This is a genomic window from Streptomyces chartreusis NRRL 3882 (genome assembly GCF_900236475.1).
Classification (GTDB): domain Bacteria; phylum Actinomycetota; class Actinomycetes; order Streptomycetales; family Streptomycetaceae; genus Streptomyces; species Streptomyces chartreusis_D.
Genome location: NZ_LT963352.1, coordinates 5,073,175 through 5,088,350, shown reverse-complemented (window position 1 = coordinate 5,088,350; position 15,176 = coordinate 5,073,175). Strand labels below are relative to the sequence as shown.

General features: G+C 72.8%; 16 protein-coding genes. 12 read left to right on the top strand and 4 right to left on the bottom strand.

From position 1 onward, the window contains the following. Positions 1-13 precede the first annotated feature (13 nt). From SCNRRL3882_RS23060 to SCNRRL3882_RS23025, 8 genes are all read left to right on the top strand, one after another. A complete protein-coding gene (locus tag SCNRRL3882_RS23060; protein ID WP_029180886.1) occupies positions 14-1,186 on the top strand; it encodes a thiolase C-terminal domain-containing protein in 1,173 nt (390 codons plus the stop codon). 201 nt (positions 1,187-1,387) lie between these two features. Further along, positions 1,388-2,257, top strand: coding sequence for an MBL fold metallo-hydrolase (locus SCNRRL3882_RS23055; protein ID WP_010035695.1), 870 nt, complete (start codon positions 1,388-1,390; stop codon positions 2,255-2,257). A gap of 97 nt (positions 2,258-2,354) precedes the next feature. Next, positions 2,355-2,804: a hypothetical protein gene (locus SCNRRL3882_RS23050; RefSeq protein WP_010035698.1), complete on the top strand. Its 450-nt coding sequence runs from the start codon at positions 2,355-2,357 to the stop codon at positions 2,802-2,804. Beyond that, positions 2,804-3,214: a Zn-ribbon domain-containing OB-fold protein gene (locus SCNRRL3882_RS23045; RefSeq protein WP_010035700.1), complete on the top strand. Its 411-nt coding sequence runs from the start codon at positions 2,804-2,806 to the stop codon at positions 3,212-3,214. Before SCNRRL3882_RS23050 ends, SCNRRL3882_RS23045 begins: the two co-directional genes overlap by 1 nt. A gap of 31 nt (positions 3,215-3,245) precedes the next feature. Further along, positions 3,246-3,935 carry a GNAT family N-acetyltransferase gene (locus SCNRRL3882_RS23040; protein WP_010035701.1) on the top strand — a complete coding sequence of 230 codons (690 nt, stop codon included), beginning with the start codon at positions 3,246-3,248 and terminating at the stop codon, positions 3,933-3,935. Positions 3,936-3,975: 40 nt separating this feature from the next. Further along, on the top strand, positions 3,976-4,851 hold the full coding sequence (locus SCNRRL3882_RS23035) for a GNAT family N-acetyltransferase (protein ID WP_010035702.1): 876 nt from the start codon (positions 3,976-3,978) through the stop codon (positions 4,849-4,851). A gap of 50 nt (positions 4,852-4,901) precedes the next feature. Next, positions 4,902-5,576 carry a HEAT repeat domain-containing protein gene (locus SCNRRL3882_RS23030; RefSeq protein WP_010035706.1) on the top strand — a complete coding sequence of 225 codons (675 nt, stop codon included), beginning with the start codon at positions 4,902-4,904 and terminating at the stop codon, positions 5,574-5,576. Between the two features lie 6 nt (positions 5,577-5,582). After that, positions 5,583-6,587 (top strand): HEAT repeat domain-containing protein, encoded by a 1,005-nt coding sequence (locus tag SCNRRL3882_RS23025; protein WP_010035709.1) that lies wholly within the window; start codon positions 5,583-5,585, stop codon positions 6,585-6,587. Positions 6,588-6,599: 12 nt separating this feature from the next. Here the strand turns inward: SCNRRL3882_RS23025 and SCNRRL3882_RS23020 are convergent, their stop codons facing one another. Beyond that, on the bottom strand, positions 6,600-7,274 hold the full coding sequence (locus SCNRRL3882_RS23020) for a pyridoxine/pyridoxamine 5'-phosphate oxidase (protein WP_010035711.1): 675 nt from the start codon (positions 7,272-7,274) through the stop codon (positions 6,600-6,602). Positions 7,275-7,302: 28 nt separating this feature from the next. Then, positions 7,303-7,728 carry a pyridoxamine 5'-phosphate oxidase family protein gene (locus tag SCNRRL3882_RS23015; RefSeq protein ID WP_010035713.1) on the bottom strand — a complete coding sequence of 142 codons (426 nt, stop codon included), beginning with the start codon at positions 7,726-7,728 and terminating at the stop codon, positions 7,303-7,305. Positions 7,729-7,996: 268 nt separating this feature from the next. Here SCNRRL3882_RS23015 and SCNRRL3882_RS23010 point away from each other — a divergent pair, with 268 nt between their 5' ends. After that, positions 7,997-9,202, top strand: a complete 1,206-nt coding sequence (locus SCNRRL3882_RS23010; protein ID WP_010035716.1) for a flavin-containing monooxygenase — start codon at positions 7,997-7,999, stop codon at positions 9,200-9,202. Here the strand turns inward: SCNRRL3882_RS23010 and SCNRRL3882_RS23005 are convergent. Continuing rightward, the gene (locus SCNRRL3882_RS23005; RefSeq protein ID WP_010035718.1) at positions 9,199-10,044 is read right to left on the bottom strand and encodes an endonuclease/exonuclease/phosphatase family protein; all 846 of its coding nucleotides are present in this window, start codon (positions 10,042-10,044) and stop codon (positions 9,199-9,201) included. The genes SCNRRL3882_RS23010 and SCNRRL3882_RS23005 overlap by 4 nt on opposite strands. Before the next feature lie 116 nt (positions 10,045-10,160). Between SCNRRL3882_RS23005 and SCNRRL3882_RS23000 the strand changes: the two genes are divergently transcribed. Genes SCNRRL3882_RS23000 through SCNRRL3882_RS22990 form a run of 3 tightly spaced genes read left to right on the top strand, consistent with a single transcriptional unit; the run spans position 10,161 to position 13,888 of the window. Continuing rightward, positions 10,161-12,389, top strand: a complete 2,229-nt coding sequence (locus SCNRRL3882_RS23000; protein WP_010035720.1) for an acetate--CoA ligase family protein — start codon at positions 10,161-10,163, stop codon at positions 12,387-12,389. Further along, on the top strand, positions 12,386-13,204 hold the full coding sequence (locus tag SCNRRL3882_RS22995; protein WP_040902733.1) for an enoyl-CoA hydratase/isomerase family protein: 819 nt from the start codon (positions 12,386-12,388) through the stop codon (positions 13,202-13,204). The genes SCNRRL3882_RS23000 and SCNRRL3882_RS22995 overlap by 4 nt, the downstream gene beginning before the upstream one ends. Positions 13,205-13,261: 57 nt before the next feature. Further along, positions 13,262-13,888, top strand: a complete 627-nt coding sequence (locus SCNRRL3882_RS22990; protein ID WP_010035724.1) for a flavin reductase family protein — start codon at positions 13,262-13,264, stop codon at positions 13,886-13,888. A gap of 15 nt (positions 13,889-13,903) precedes the next feature. On the opposite strand, the gene SCNRRL3882_RS22985 is transcribed toward SCNRRL3882_RS22990, so the two are convergent. Next, the gene (locus tag SCNRRL3882_RS22985) at positions 13,904-15,022 is read right to left on the bottom strand and encodes a methyltransferase (protein WP_010035727.1); all 1,119 of its coding nucleotides are present in this window, start codon (positions 15,020-15,022) and stop codon (positions 13,904-13,906) included. Between the last annotated feature and the right edge of the window lie 154 nt (positions 15,023-15,176).

The window sequence follows — 15,176 nt, the reverse complement described above, 5'->3', positions numbered from 1 at the left end:
TACCGTCAGATTCATGGTTGCCCGGAGGAAAGTGGCCGTCGTCGGCGTGGCCCTCTCGGACTGCGGCCGGGTGGCCGACGCGACCCCGTACGCCCTGCACGCCCAGGCGGCCCGGCGCGCCCTGGCCGACGCGGGCCTGGACCGCTCGCTGGTCGACGGCTTCGCCTCGGCCGGCCTGGGCACCCTGGCCCCGGTCGAGGTCGCCGAGTACCTGGGCCTGCGCCCCACCTGGGTCGACTCCACCTCCGTCGGCGGCTCCACCTGGGAGGTCATGGCGGCCCACGCGGCGGACGCGATCGCGGCCGGGCACGCGCGCGTGGTGCTGCTGGCCTACGGCTCGACGGCCCGCGCGGACGTCCGTGCGGGCCGCCGCACCGGGACGCTGTCCTTCGGCACGCGCGGCCCCCTGCAGTTCGAGGTCCCCTACGGCCACACCCTGATCGCGAAGTACGCCATGGCGGCTCGCCGCCACATGATCGAGTTCGGCACGACGATCGAGCAGTTGGCGGAGGTGGCGGTCCAGGCCCGGGCCAACGCGGCCCTGAACCCGGAGGCGATGTTCCGCACCCCGGTCACGGTGGACGAGGTCCTGGCCGGCCCGGTGATCGCCGATCCCTTCACCAAGCTGCACTGCTGCGTGCGTTCCGACGGCGGGGCGGCGGTGCTGCTGGCGGCGGAGGAGTACGTACCGGACTGCCGTACTCCGCCGGTGTGGGTGCTGGGGAGCGGGGAGCACGTCTCGCACGCGGCGATGTCCGGGTGGGCGGACTTCACCGTGTCCCCGGCGGCGGTGAGCGGACGGCTGGCCTTCGAGCGGGCGGGCGTACGGCCGGACGAGATGGACTTCGCGGAGATCTACGACGCGTTCACCTACATGACCCTGGTGACGCTGGAGGACCTCGGCTTCTGCGGCAAGGGCGAGGGCGGGGCGTTCGTGGAGAAGGGCCGGCTGCGGGTCGGGGGCGGGGGGCTTCCGGTGAACACCGACGGGGGTGGGCTGTCGGCCCAGCATCCCGGGATGCGGGGGTTGTTCCTGCTGGTGGAGGCGGTGCGGCAGTTGCGGGGGGAGGCCGGGGAGCGGCAGGTGCGGCGGGGTGCCGACGGGGCACTGCCGCGGCTGGGAGTGGCGTCCGGGACGGGTGGGTGGTTCTGCTCCTCGGGGACGGTGGTGTTGGGGGCGGGGTAAGGGGCATCTGACCGCAAAAGGTCGCATAACGCCTTGCGCAGCGGCAGGTCGGGAGAGTGGCTCGGCGGTGAGAACACAAGATCGGCGGGGCCTACCGGTTTCGGCCGCGACCGGGGAACCTGAAGGGGTCCCTGAGCCGGCGCCCCCACTCGGGGCCGTTCCCCCCTTGGAAGGAGCCCTGTCATGCCTGCTACGCCTGCCATGGACGACTGGTACGTGGACGACCGCTGCGTCAACTGCGACGTGGCCCGGCAGCTCGCTCCCGGGCTGATCGGCGAGGCGGAAGGAAGGTCGCGGATCCTGCGGCCGCCGAGGGACGCGGCGGAGACGCGGCGCTTACACGCGGCCGCGTTCGCCTGCCCCACCCGCTCGATCCGCCCGGCGACCGGCCGGCCGGACCCGACGCTGGACCCGTTCCCCATGGCCCTGGACGAAGCCGTGCTGCTCTGCGGCCACAACTCCCCCCGCACCGCCGGGGCCAACTCCTACCTGCTGCTGCGGCCGTCCGGCACGGCGATGATGATCGACACACCGCGCTGGAGCCCTGACCTGGCCGCCCGGTACGCGGCGTCGGGCCCGGTCACCGACGTACTGCTCACCCACCGCGACCATGCCGCGCACGGCCGCCGCTACGCGGACCGTTTCGGCGCCCGGCTGTGGATCCACGAGGGCGACCTCGACGCGGCACCGGACGCCGACCGGGTGATCCGTGGAGTGGACCCCGTGGAGATCGGCGAGGGGGTCACCGCCCATCCACTGCCCGGCCACACCCGGGGCAGTGTGCTCTACCTCGCGGACGACCGTTACTGCTTCACCGGCGACAGCTTCTACTGGTCACGCACGACAGCCGATCTGGAGGTCGCCGAGAGCGTGACGTGGCACTCCATCGAGGAACTGGCCCGTTCCCTGGCCAGGACGGCCGGTGACCTGCGCTTCGAGTGGCTCCTGCCGGGCCATGGCGACCGCCGGCGCCTGCCCGCCGACGAGATGTCCCGGCGGGTGCGCGCCCTGGCGGATCGCACCCGGGGGCTGCGCCCCCGGCCGATCGACTTCACGGCGGTGCAATGGTGAGGGGGCGCCTGAAGGCCGGTCGCTCCAGGGCTTGTTGGGAGAACGAGATCTGACGTACCGTCAGATTCAGTGTCGGCGGCAATGCGGGAGCATGGGCATGGACACGATCTGGCTCAGCGGAGCGGAATGGCTGGCCGTGCTGCGGATCGGGCTCGGGCTGTGGTGGCTGGAGAGCTGGCGGCACAAGGACCGCAAGGCCTGGTTCGCACGGGGCACCGGCATCACATGGGCCGCCGGGATAGCCGCCGAGCACCGCTGGAGCGCCGTGCGTTCGGGCTTCGAGACGGTCGTCGCGCCCCACCCGCGCGCGATGGCGTACGTCGTCGTCTACGCGGAACTCGCGCTCGGACTGGGCCTGATCACCGGCTTCCTCACCCCGATCGCCCTGGCGGGCGGGCTCCTCCTCAACGCCCTCTACTTCACCCTCATGATCCACGACGTGGCCGAGCAGGGGCAGAACGCGATGATGGCGCTGATGTCGGTGGTCGGCCTGTTCGGGATGTCCTGGCAGACCTGGTCGCTCGACGGCGCGCTGGGGCTGTTCTGATGGCCGGGCGGTTCGACCTGCCCGAGCCGGACGTCTTCACCCGGGCGTACTGGGACGCGGCCGCCGAGGGCCGGCTGCTGATCCGCCGCTGCCGGGCCTGCGCCCGGGCCCACCACTACCCGCGCGAGTTCTGCCCGCACTGCTGGAGCGAGGACGTCGCCTGGGAGCCCGCGAGCGGCCGGGCCACCCTCTACACCTGGTCCGTCGTCCACCGCAACGACCTGCCGCCCTTCACGGAACGCACCCCGTACGTCGCCGCCGTGGTCGACCTCGCCGAGGGGCCGCGGATGATGACGGAGGTCGTGGGAACGGGTTCGGCGGGAGAGCTGTCGGCCGGGGCGGAACTGGAGGTCGTGTTCCGGGACGGGATCCCGGTGTTCCGTGTCGCGCCGGGTGCGATCGGCGGGTGAACGGCACCGCCCCACGCGCTTGAATGGCCCCATGGCCCCCATACGCGACCGGTCCCAGACCGGCCCCCTCCCGGAAATCCACGGCCACGGCCTCCGTCTGCGCCCCTGGGACGCCGCGTCCGGCTCCGACGTCGAGACCTGGCTGCGCGGCATGCGGGACCCGGAGTTCCGGCGCTGGAACACCCCGCTGAGGCTGGTCACGGACCGGACGAGCGCCCGGGAGTCGCTGCTCGCGCGGGCCCAGAGCGCGGCGGAGGGCACCTCCATGTCGTTCCGGATCGCGGACGCCCGCAGCGGCACGGCACTGGGCCACATCGGCGTCAACGAGATCAAGTACCACCTGAAGGTCGCCCGCGTCGGCTACTGGGTACTCCCCGAGGCCCGCGGCCGGGGCGTCGCCACCCGGGCCCTCCTGCTCGCCGCCCGTTGGGCCCTCACCGAACTCGGCCTGCACCGGCTGGAACTGGACCACGCCGTCGGCCACGACGCCTCCTGCCGGATCGCCGAGCGGTGCGGGTTCGCGTACGAGGGGACGCTGCGCGGGGCGATCTTCCAGGAGGGCCGGCACGACGCGTTCCGGGACGCCCACCTGCACGCACGGCTGGCGACGGATCCGGAACCGGATGCGGATGGGGAACCGGGACCGCGTGCGGACCCGGGACCGGCCCCGGACGCAGGCCCGGACCAGGTACCGGATGCGAGGCGAGGGCCCGGGGCGTAATTCGGAGGTGCCGGCCGGGGCGTGCGCGGCACCATGGGGCATGCGCACCGACGACTGGCACCTCACCCAGGACCTCGACGCCTTCCTGACCCGAGCCGGCGCCTTCCTCCGCTCCCGACCGGCCCTCCACACCGTGCCGTTGACCGTCACGGAGACCCTGCGCACACGCGGCCGGCACGTCTACGGCGACGGAATACCGGAGTACGGCGTACTGGAACAGGACGGTGTGGTCCGGGCGGCGTTCTTCCGCACACCACCGCACCGGCTGAACCTCACCGCCCTGACGTCCGAGGAGGCCGATGCGCTGGCCGCACGGCTGGCCGCCCTCGGGCAACGCCTGCCCGGCGTGCAGGCCGACCGCGACACCGCCACCGTCTTCGCGGCGGCCTGGCAGCGGCACACGGGCGCCACGGCCACGCTCCGCCAGCGTCAGCGGCTCTACCGGCTCGGCACCCTGACCCTGCCCCGCCCGGTACCGCCCGGCCGGCCGCGCATCGCCGGCGAGGCGGACCGGAAGCAACTCATCCGCTGGCACGAGGAGTTCTCCGCGTCGCTCGGCATGGGCACCGTCCGGGACGCCGCCGAGTGGGCGGACGCCCGTATCGAGCAGGGCGGCATCACGTTCTGGGAGACCCCCGACGGAACCCCCGCCGCCATGGCCGGCAGGACCCCCGAGGTCGCCGGCCAGGTCCGCGTCGCCTCGGTCTACACCCCGCCCCACCTGCGCGGCCGAGGCTACGCGGGCGCCGCCACAGCCGAGGTCAGCCGCGCCGCCCTCGCGGCCGGAGCGCAGGAGGTGCTCCTCTTCACGGACCTGTCGAACCCCACGAGCAACGGCCTGTACCAGCGGATCGGGTACCGGCCGGTGGCGGACTTCGGGGTGTACGACTTCACAGGGCGGTCCGTGCCGGCTTGACCTTGACACAGTGACAAGGCCTTCACTGTGCCGAGGAGGAGGTGGTCCCGATGAACATGCCGAAGCAGGGCACGGACGCGGACACGGTTCGAGGTCTTCGGGGGCTGGAGGACAGCCGCTCGTCAGTGCGGTTGCGGGCAGCGCTGGCGGTCGGCACTGTCCCGGACCCGCGGTTCATCGGCAGGCTCATCGAACGATGCGCGATCGAGCCGGAGTTCCACGTCCGCGAAATGCTGACCTGGGCGCTCACCCGTCACCCGGCATCGATGACGGTCCCGAAGCTTCTCGACGAGCTGCGCTCGGAGCGTGCGCAGGCACGGAGTCAGGCGTTGCACACGCTGTCCAAGATCGGGGATCGGCAGGCGTGGCCGGCGATCACACGGGCGCTGCTGACCGACGCCGACGACGAGGTGGCGCGCAGCGCTTGGCGGGCGGCGGTCGTTCTCGTGCCCGGAGGCGAGGAGCCGGAACTGGCCGGAGTGCTGGCCACACAGCTCGGGCGCGGCGAGCGCGAGACGCAGTTGAGCCTCAGCCGGGCGCTGATCGCACTCGGTGAGGGGATCATGACGACCCTGCGCGCGGCGATGGCGGATCCCGACCCCCGGGTGCGCGCCCACGCGCTCGCCACGGAACGGCTGCTGCGCGACCCGGATGCCGGATTCGAGTTCGCGATCGAGGAGGCGAAGCGCGTCGTGGCGCTCGGCACGAGCAGCCAGGAGGGATGACAGGCAGTGTTGATCGGTGACGTGGCACGGCGGTCCGGGGTCAGCGCCCGCATGCTCAGGCACTACGACTCGCTCGGCCTGGTGCGGCCGACGGGTCGTACCGACGCCGGTTATCGCGAGTACTCCACTGAGGACATCCGGCGCATCTTCCATATCGAGAGCCTGCGGTCGCTGGGGCTGTCACTGCGTGAAGTCGGGCGTGCGCTCGATGATCCCGGCTTCACGCCCTCGGAGCTCGTCGACGACCTCATCCGCCAGACGCGAGAACGCATCGCGGCCGAGACGGAGCTGCTCACGCGACTTGGTCGGATCGGTGCCGCGGAACCCGCCGGCTGGGAGGACGTCCTCCAGACCGTCGCGCTCCTCCAGGCGTTGGGGTCGAAGAGCGCGGGGACGCGCCAGCGCGCGGCCCTGTCCTCGGTCGACGAGGTGCCGGTGCCGGTGGAAGCACTGGTCGAGGCAGCGCTGAGCGAGACGGACCCGAACGTCGCCGGAGCCCTTCGCTGGGCCTTGGCGCAGTCGGGCGGCGGCGGACTGGCGCTGCTGGCGGAGGGCCTCGGCTCACCGGCGGCCGAGGTGCGCCAACGCGCCGTCCAGTGCGTCGCCGAGATTCCGGAAGGTGCGGCGACCGCACTGCTGCGGGACGCCCTCGCGAACCCCGACATCGTGGTCCGCAGGTACGCGGCTCTGGCGCTCGGGGCACGTGGGGTGGCCGACGCGGTCCCGACGCTCGTCGGCATGATCGTCGAGGAGGCGAACGACGTCGACGCAGCCGACGCACTCAGCGCGCTGGCGAGTCGTCCCGCGTTGGCGGATCAGATCGCCGGCAGGCTCGTCGACCGCCTGGCCGACGGCACCGTTGACTCGTCCGCGCGTCGACGGCTCACCCAGGCGCTCGCGGACATCCCGGGTACCACAGCGTCCCGTGCCCTCGCGGACCTGTCCCATGACGACGACCGTGCCGTCGCGCTCACTGCGGCGTACATTCTCGGGATCCGCGAGGCGCGATGAGCCCAGGTCCGTTCACGGCCACAGCAGTTCCCGTGTCCACCCTTCCCCGTCTTCCCGGGTGCTCCGGTACCGCAGCCGTACGTGCCGCCGTGCCGCGTCTCCCTGGAAGAACTCCACCTCGTCCGGCCGCAGCCGGTACAGGGTCCAGGACGGTACGGGAGCCGCCGGCTCGCCCCGGGCCCGCTCCCACGCCGCCTCGGACGCCCGCGTCAGCTCCTCCACCGAGCCCAGGACCTCGCTCTGCCGGCCGGTCAGTGCCGCGGCCAGCGCGCCCGTCGAGCGGGCGTGGAGGTCGCCCTGGGCCTCCTCCGACGGTGCCGACGACACCGGGCCGCGGACCCGTACCTGCCGGCCCAGGACCGGCCAGTAGAAGCCGAGCGCGGCGTACGGGCGGGCGCCGAGGTGACGGCCCTTGCGGCTGCCGGCGTGGGAGGCGAAGGACCAGCCCGTCTCGTCGGCGCCGTGCAGCATGACGATCCGCACGTCGGGCAGGCCGGACTCGTCGGAGGTCGCCAGCGACATGGTGTGCGGCTCGGTCTGCCCGGCCGCCACCGCCGCCGCGAACCACTCGGTGAAGAGCGGCAGCGGGGTGGCAGGGGCGGTCGTCGGGTCGAAGGGGGGCAGGTGAGTGACCTGCGGGTCCCAGACCCGCAGTGACCTCAGCAGCTCGTGCAGATCCGTTGCCATCCCCCGATTGTCACCCCCGGAGGGCTGCTCACACCTGTCCGAGGTCCGACGACACCCACCGCTCCGGCCGCATCCGCAGCACCAGCATTTCTCCGTGGTTCTTCCAGGAGAAGTCGACGTAGCCGTCGACCTTGTCGGCCGGCAGGTAGCGTGCCGAGAGCTCGCGCAGCTGGTCGAGGGTGGCGGGGGCGGTGTCGACGACCGGGCCCTCGACCGACACGTACCGGATGGTCGGCTCCAGCCGGTCCACCATCAGCGAGAACCGGCCCGCCGCACTGATCAGCTCGTTCTTGCGGGAGTCGAGGCCCGTCATGATCCAGATGTCGCCGCCGGGCTCGTACTGGTACCAGATCGGCACGGTCAGCGGCGCGCGGCCCGGCCCTGCGTCGACCGCCAGCGCGGCGATGTGCGGCTCGGCCAGGAACTGTTCGCGCTCTTCGCGGGTCAGGGCCATTCCGGTCTCCTTCGCGGGTGCGTTCCGTTCTCCATCGGTGTCCTCTCAACACCCGTTCCACGGACGGGTGTTCCCGTCGGAGGCGCACCCTGCGATTCGTGATGAACGATCGTCGGGAACGGTCCGCCGGAAACGATCACCGGCCCGCCACAATCAGGCCCGCTACGCCACCGGCCCCACCCCGTCCCCCTACAGTCGTGATCGATCCGAAACCAATTCCGGTCTTGACCGAGACCCATCAAGCGGGCCCGTGGCTACGCTCCCGCTCATGGCCGACTCGACATCCCCCACACACTCCCCCGCGCACCCCGCACCCGACCGCCCCGTCTACGTCATCGGCGGCGGCCCCGGCGGACTCTCCGCCGCGTACGCGCTGCGGGCCCGGGGCATACGGGCCGTCGTCCTGGAGAAGTCCGACCGCGTCGGGGCGTCCTGGCGCGGGCACTACGACCGGCTGCACCTGCACACCACCCGCCGGCTGTCGTCCCTGCCCGGGCTGCCGATGCCGCGCCGGTTCGGGCGATGGGTGTCCCGGGACAACGTGGTGCGGTACCTGGAGAAGTACGCGGAGCACCACCGGCTGGACATCGTCACCGGCGTCGAGGTGTCCCGCATCGAGCGCGCGCCCGACGGCACGGGCTGGCTGCTGCACGCCACCGGCGGACGGGAGCTGGCCGGGGCGGCGGTCGTCGTCGCCACCGGCTACAACCACACGCCCCGCGTGCCCGACTGGCCCGGCCGCGACACCTTCACCGGCGAGCTCCTGCACGCCGGCGAGTACCGCAGCGGCAAGCCCTACGCCGGCCGGGACGTCCTCGTCGTCGGGGTCGGCAACACCGGGGCCGAGATCGCCGTCGACCTGGTGGAGAACGGTGCCTCCCGGGTCCGGCTGGCCGTGCGGACCGTCCCGCACATCGTGCGCCGCTCGACCGCGGGTTGGGCCGCCCAGTACAGCGGCATCCTCGTACGGCGGCTGCCGGTCGGCCTCGTCGACCGGATCAGCCGCGTGCAGGCGAAGGTGGCCGTGCCCGACCTGTCGGCGCACGGACTGCCGCGCCCCGACACCGGGTTGTACAGCCGGGTGAAGGAGGGGGCGATCCCCGTGCAGGACGTCGGACTGATCGACGCCGTACGCAGGGGCGAGGTCGAGATCGTGGCCGCCGTGGACGGTTTCGAGGAGGGCGGCAAGATCGTCCTGGCCGACGGCACCCGGATCTCCCCGGACACCGTGATCGCCGCCACCGGCTACGTCCGCGCCCTGGAGCCCCTCGTGGGCCACCTCGGCGTGCTGGACCCCCGCGGCAGGCCCGTCGTCCACGGCGCCCGCACCCCGAATACCGCCCCCGGCCTGTACTTCACCGGCTTCACGAACCCCATCAGCGGCAACCTCCGCGAGATGGCGATCGACGCCCTGAAGATCGCGAAGGCCGTCGCCCGGGACGGGTCGGGTGCGGTGTCGCGGCTGCCCGGTTAGCCCACGACCCACCTGCCCGGGCTGTGCCCGGGCAGTGCCAGGTCGGCGGCCACACCGTAGTGGTCACTCGCCTGCACACCGTCGACCGGCTCCACCAGGACCCTTTCGCACGAGGAGACCCGCAGGGTCGGGCCGTGGCGGCCGCACCGGAGCAGGACGTAGTCGATGCGGCGATCCGACGCCTCGGGCATGTCGCCCTGCCGTACGAGCGGGTTGGCGGAGCTGAACGTCGGTCCCGGTTCGCCGGGACGCGCGGCCGACCAGGCGTCCTGGAAACAGACGCTCATGCCGTCGAGCGACTGCAGCCCTTCAAGGAACCGCAGGCTGGCGGCCTCGGGCGGCGCGTCGAGGTCGCCGAGCAGGACCGTGTGGCGCACGGGGCGCTCGGCGACGGCCCTCTCGACCAGCCGGGCGGTGACGAGCGCCTGCAGCTCCCGCTCACGTTCCCAGCCGTAGGGCCAGCTCGGCTTGTGGTGCACCACGAGGAGCGTGCCGAGGGGCTCGGGCAGGGGGAGTTCGGCGGCGACGACTCCGCACCAGCTGGTGAGCGACGTCCGCCCGGTCACCTCCAGCGGGTCCGCCACGGTGCGCCCGAAGGGACGGCGGGCCGCCAGTACCGCTCCCACACCGTCGGCGGACCACCGGGGATGCGGAACGACGTGCCAGCCCGCGTCGACCAGGGCTCGCACGTCCCCACGCGTCACCTCCTGGAGGGCCAGCACGTCCGGCATCCGGCGCCGCAGCTCCCGCGCCAGGACAGCCCGGCGAGCTGGGCCGTCGGCGTACTGCGGCGCCAGCACGTTCATGGTCATCAACCGCACACCGGAGGTCGCCTCGCTCATCGTCTCAGGGTGACACAGTCAACTTCGCCCGCTCCCGGCCATTCCTGACATCACGTCAGTTCAGATAATCTGACAGAGCGTCAGTTAGCGGCTGTCTCACAGGAGCGGGCGGAACGATGCTTGGATCGACCCACGGCACCCTCACCACCGACTCCCGCCGGACCCGGGCCATCGCCTGTGGCGAGCGGTCCGGGCCCGTCGTGCACGGCAGGCCGGCCCAGACGGGAGACCTCGATGTCAGCGGGCGTCCGCTGCACGCCGGCGTACCCGACCTGGACCGATTCTTCCGCCCCCGGTCCGTCGCCGTGATCGGCGCGTCCGATGCCGAGGGGCGCCCCAACACCGGCATCACACGGCAACTGGCCGACTGGGCCGAGCGGGTCGGGGCCCGGCTGTATCCGGTGCACCCGAGCCGGCCGTCCGTCTTCGGCACACCCTGCTCCCCCTCCGTCGCCGGCCTGCCCGAACCGGTCGACCTGGCCGTGGTGCTGGTCGGCGACCCCCTCCCGGTGGTCGAGGAACTGGCCGAGGCCAAGGCACGGTTCGCGGTCGTCTTCGCCTCCGGCTTCGCGGAGACCGGGGCGGAGGGCGAGGCCGCCCAGCGGCGACTGACCGCCGCAGTCGAGCGGTCCGGGATGCGGCTGCTGGGCCCCAACACCAACCTCAACGCCTTCGAGCGGTTCCGTGACGACCTTCAGGGGCCGGCGATCGCGCTGATCACCCAGTCCGGCCACCAGGGCCGCCCCGTCTTCGCCCTCCAGGAACTCGGCATCCGCCTCTCCCACTGGGCGCCCACCGGCAACGAGGCCGACCTGGAGACCGCCGACTTCCTCTCCTACTTCGCCGAGCAGCCCGAGGTCGGCGCCATCGCCTGCTACCTGGAGGGCCTGAAGGACGGCCGCTCCTTCCTGCTCGCCGCCGACCGGGCCGCCCGGCGCGGTGTGCCGGTCGTCGCGGTCAAGGTGGGCCGTACCGAGACCGGCGCCCGCACGGCCGCCTCCCACACCGGCAAACTGACCGGCGCGGACGCGGTGGTGGACGCGGCGCTACGGCAGTACGGCGTGATCCGGGTCGACGGACTCGACGAACTCCAGGACACCGCCGCCCTGTTGGCCCGGGCTCGCCCGCCGCGCGCCGACGGGGTCGTCGTCTACTCGATCTCGGGCGGCACGGGCGCGCACGTCGCCGATCTGGCGACCGGGGCGGGCCTGCGGCTGCCGGTCCTGTCCGAGGCCAGACAGGCCGAGCTGCACCAGTGGATACCCGAGTACCTGAGCGTCGCCAACCCCGTCGACAACGGCGGGCACCCGGTCGGCGACTGGCGCGGCCGGAAGATCATCGACGCGATCCTCGACGACCCCGAGGTGGGCGTGCTCGTCTGCCCGGTCACCGGGCCGTTCCCGCCACTCAGCGACCGGCTCGTCCGGGACCTGGTGGCGGCGGCGGAGCAGACGGACAAGCTGGTGTGCGTGGTGTGGGGTTCGCCGGTCGGCACCGAGCCGGCCTACCGCGAGGTCCTGCTCGGCTCCTCCCGCGTGGCCACCTTCCGCACGGTCGGCAACTGCCTCACCGCCGTCCGCGCCTACCTCGGCCACCACCGCTTCACGACCGGCTACCACTCCCCCTTCGACGACGCCCCGCGCACTCCCTCCCCCTCCTACCGCAAGGCCCAGGCGCTGATGCGGCCCGGCGAGCAGCTGAGCGAGCACGCCGCGAAGCAGCTGCTGCGGGCGTACGGCATCCGCGTGCCGCGCGAGCAGTTGGTCACCAGCGCGGCGGCGGCCGTACGGGCGGCGGGGCTGGTGGGCTACCCGGTGGTGATGAAGGCCTCGGGCGCCCGGATCGCCCACAAGACCGAACTGGGCCTCGTGAAGATCGGGCTCACCTCGGCGAGCCAGGTCCGCGACGCCTACCGGGAGCTGACCGACATCGCCCGCTACGAGGATGTCCCGCTGGACGGCGTACTGGTCTGCCAGATGGTCGAGCACGGCGTCGAGATGGTCGTCGGGGTCACGCACGACGACCTGTTCGGGCCGACCGTGACCGTCGGGCTCGGCGGGGTGCTCGTGGAGGTCCTGCGCGACACCGCCGTAGGCGTGCCGCCGTTCGGCGAGGAGCGGGCGCGGGACATGCTCGCCGGGCTGCGCGGGCGGGCGCTGCTCGACGGGGTCCGCGGGCGGCCACCGGCGGATCTGGACGCGCTGGTCGAGGTCGTCCTGCGCGTGCAGCGCATGGCACTGGAACTCGGGGACCAGCTCGCCGAGTTGGACATCAACCCGCTCATGGTCCTGCCCCAGGGGCAGGGCGCGGTGGCGCTGGACGCGCTGGCGGTGTGCAGCCGATGACGGAACCCGCCGTTCTGCACACCACCGGCGACCACGTCCTCTCCCTCACCCTCAACCGGCCCCAGGCCCTCAACGCCCTCACGCCCGACCAGCGGGACGTGATCGTCCGGCTGCTGTCGGAGGCATCCGCGTCGGCGGAGGTACGAGCGGTCGTGCTCACGGGAACGGGGCGCGGCTTCTGCGCCGGCGCGGACCTCCGGGCCACCACCGCGACCGCCGAGGCGGGCACCGCCGCCACGACGACCGCACCTGTCGCCGGAGATGTCGCACGCACCCTCCGCACCGGCGCCCAGCGCCTGATCGCCGCCGTCCTGGACTGCGAGAAGCCGGTGATCGCGGCGGTGAACGGTACGGCCGCGGGGCTGGGCGCGCACCTCGCCTGGGCCTGCGATCTCGTCCTGGCCGCCGAGTCGGCCCGCTTCATCGAGGTGTTCGTACGGCGCGGCCTGGTACCGGACGCCGGCGGCGCGTACCTCCTCCCCCGCCTCATCGGCCCGCAGCGCGCCAAGGAGCTGATGTTCTTCGGCGACGCGCTCACGGCGGCCGACGCGGAGCGGATGGGGTTGGTTAACCGGGTCGTCCCGGACGCCGACCTGGAGAAGACGGCCCGCGCCTGGGCCGCACGCCTCGCCACCGGCCCGACCCGGGCCCTCGCCCTCACCAAGCAGCTCGTCAACGCCTCTCTCGACACCGACCGGGCCACGGCCCTCGCCGCCGAGGCCGCCGCGCAGGAGATCAACATGACGACGGCGGACGCGCAGGAGGGCGTACGGAGCTTCGCGGAGCGGCGGAAACCCGTGTACGAGGGTCACTGACCCTTCCTATCTGACGCTACGTCAGATTCAATGGTGGATGTGATGGGACAAGCAGGAATGGCCGAAGCCGCCGTCCGCTACCTCAGGTCGGCCCGCACACCCGCACCGGAGCCCGTCGAAGCGCTGCCGCGCCCCGCGCTGCGGTGCGTCGGCGAGGACGAGCGCGCTCCCCTGGACCCGGCGGAGTTCCGCCGCGTCCTCGGACACTTCGCGACGGGCGTGGCAGTGATCACGGCGCCCCCCACCACTCCGGGCACCACGGGCGACTCGCCCGCCGGCTCCCCCGCCGGCTTCGCCTGCCAGTCCTTCACGTCCCTCTCCCTCGTCCCGCCGCTGGTCGCCTTCATGGTCGGCCGTACGTCGACGACCTGGCCGCGTATCGCCAGGGCCGGGGTGTTCTGCGTGAACGTCCTGGGCGCCCACCAGACCGAGCTGTGCCGCGCCTTCGCGGTGAGCGGCGCGGACAAGTTCACGGGGGTGGCGTACGACGCGGCGCCGGTGTCGGGTTCGCCGCGCCTGTCGGGTGCCGTCGCCTGGATCGACTGCGCGATCCACGCCGTCCACACCGGCGGTGACCACCTCATCGTGGTCGGCCGGGTGGACGCCCTCGGTACGGGCGACGACGACGATCCGGACGGACCGCTGCTGTTCCACCGAGGGCGCTTCGCGCGGCTGTCCGATTGATCGAGCCGGTACGGATCAGGCGACGGCCAGCCGCCACAGCGAGGTGACCTCGGCGGCCCGTACGGCGTGCAGCGGATCGTCCGTGTCCCGCACGCGCGCGTGACGGGGGCGGGTGTCCAGACGGTCGACCACCCGCAGGCCCGCCGTGTCGATGGCGTTCAGCAGCTCGTCCCGGCTGCGCAGCCCGAGCCGTTCGGCCAGGTCGGACAGTACGAGCCAGCCCTCACCGCCGGGTTCCAGCCGGCCGCCGAGCCCGTCCAGGAAACCCTGGAGCATGCCACCGCGCGCGTCATAGACGCCGAGGTCGAGGTCGGAGGCGGGACGGGCGGGGATCCAGGGCGGGTTGCAGACCACCAGATCGGCGCGCCCCTCGGGATACAGCCCGGGCCCGGCGACGCGGACCACCCGCCCGAGCCCCAACCGCCGTACGTTGTCCCGCGCGCACTCCCGCGCCCGCGCGCTGACGTCCGTGGCCACCACCTGCCCGGCACCACGCCGGGCGAGCAGGGCGGCGAGCACACCGGTGCCGGTGCCCAGGTCGAACGCCGTACGCACACCGCCACCACGCGGCAGCGGCGCCCGCGCGACGAGATCGACGTACTCACCCCTGGTCGGCGCGAACACCCCGTAATGCGGGTGGACCCGCGCGCCCAGCGCCGGAACATACACACCCTTCTCCCGCCACTGCCGGGCACTGATCACACCCAGCAGCTCGGTGAGGGCGACGGCCATGTCCCCGTCGGACGGCCCGTACGCCTCACCGCACGCCGGCCGCACGTCAGGCGCCCGACGCAGCGCCAGTACGTGCTCCCGCTCCAGCAGCACGAGCAACTTGCCGAGCACGCGCGCACGGTGAGCACGGAACCGCCGGTACAGACGGAAGGTCTCGGCCGGCGTACCCGCCGGACCGGGCGCGGCACGACCGACACGGCGGTCCATCGCGCGCAACAACTGCCGCGCGTTCTGGAAATCCCCGCGCCACAACAGCGCGGTGCCCTCGCAGGCCAGACGGTAGGCGACGGCGGCGCTCATCCGGTCGTCGGCGACGACGACCCGACGGGGCAGGGGCAGCCCGGACTCAGAATGCCAGCGGGCGGAACGGGGTTGAGCCTCGATCCAGCGGATCGTGGACACGGCAAACTCCTCGGAAGGCCGAACGTGAACGAACCTGCGACGTCACGACGACCACGTCACCGAGAACCATGCCGAGTGTCATCGACGGACCTTCCAAGAGGCGAATGAACTGGCCCAAGGATAGGGCCAGCCGCGGGGTCCCTACGCGGGCGCG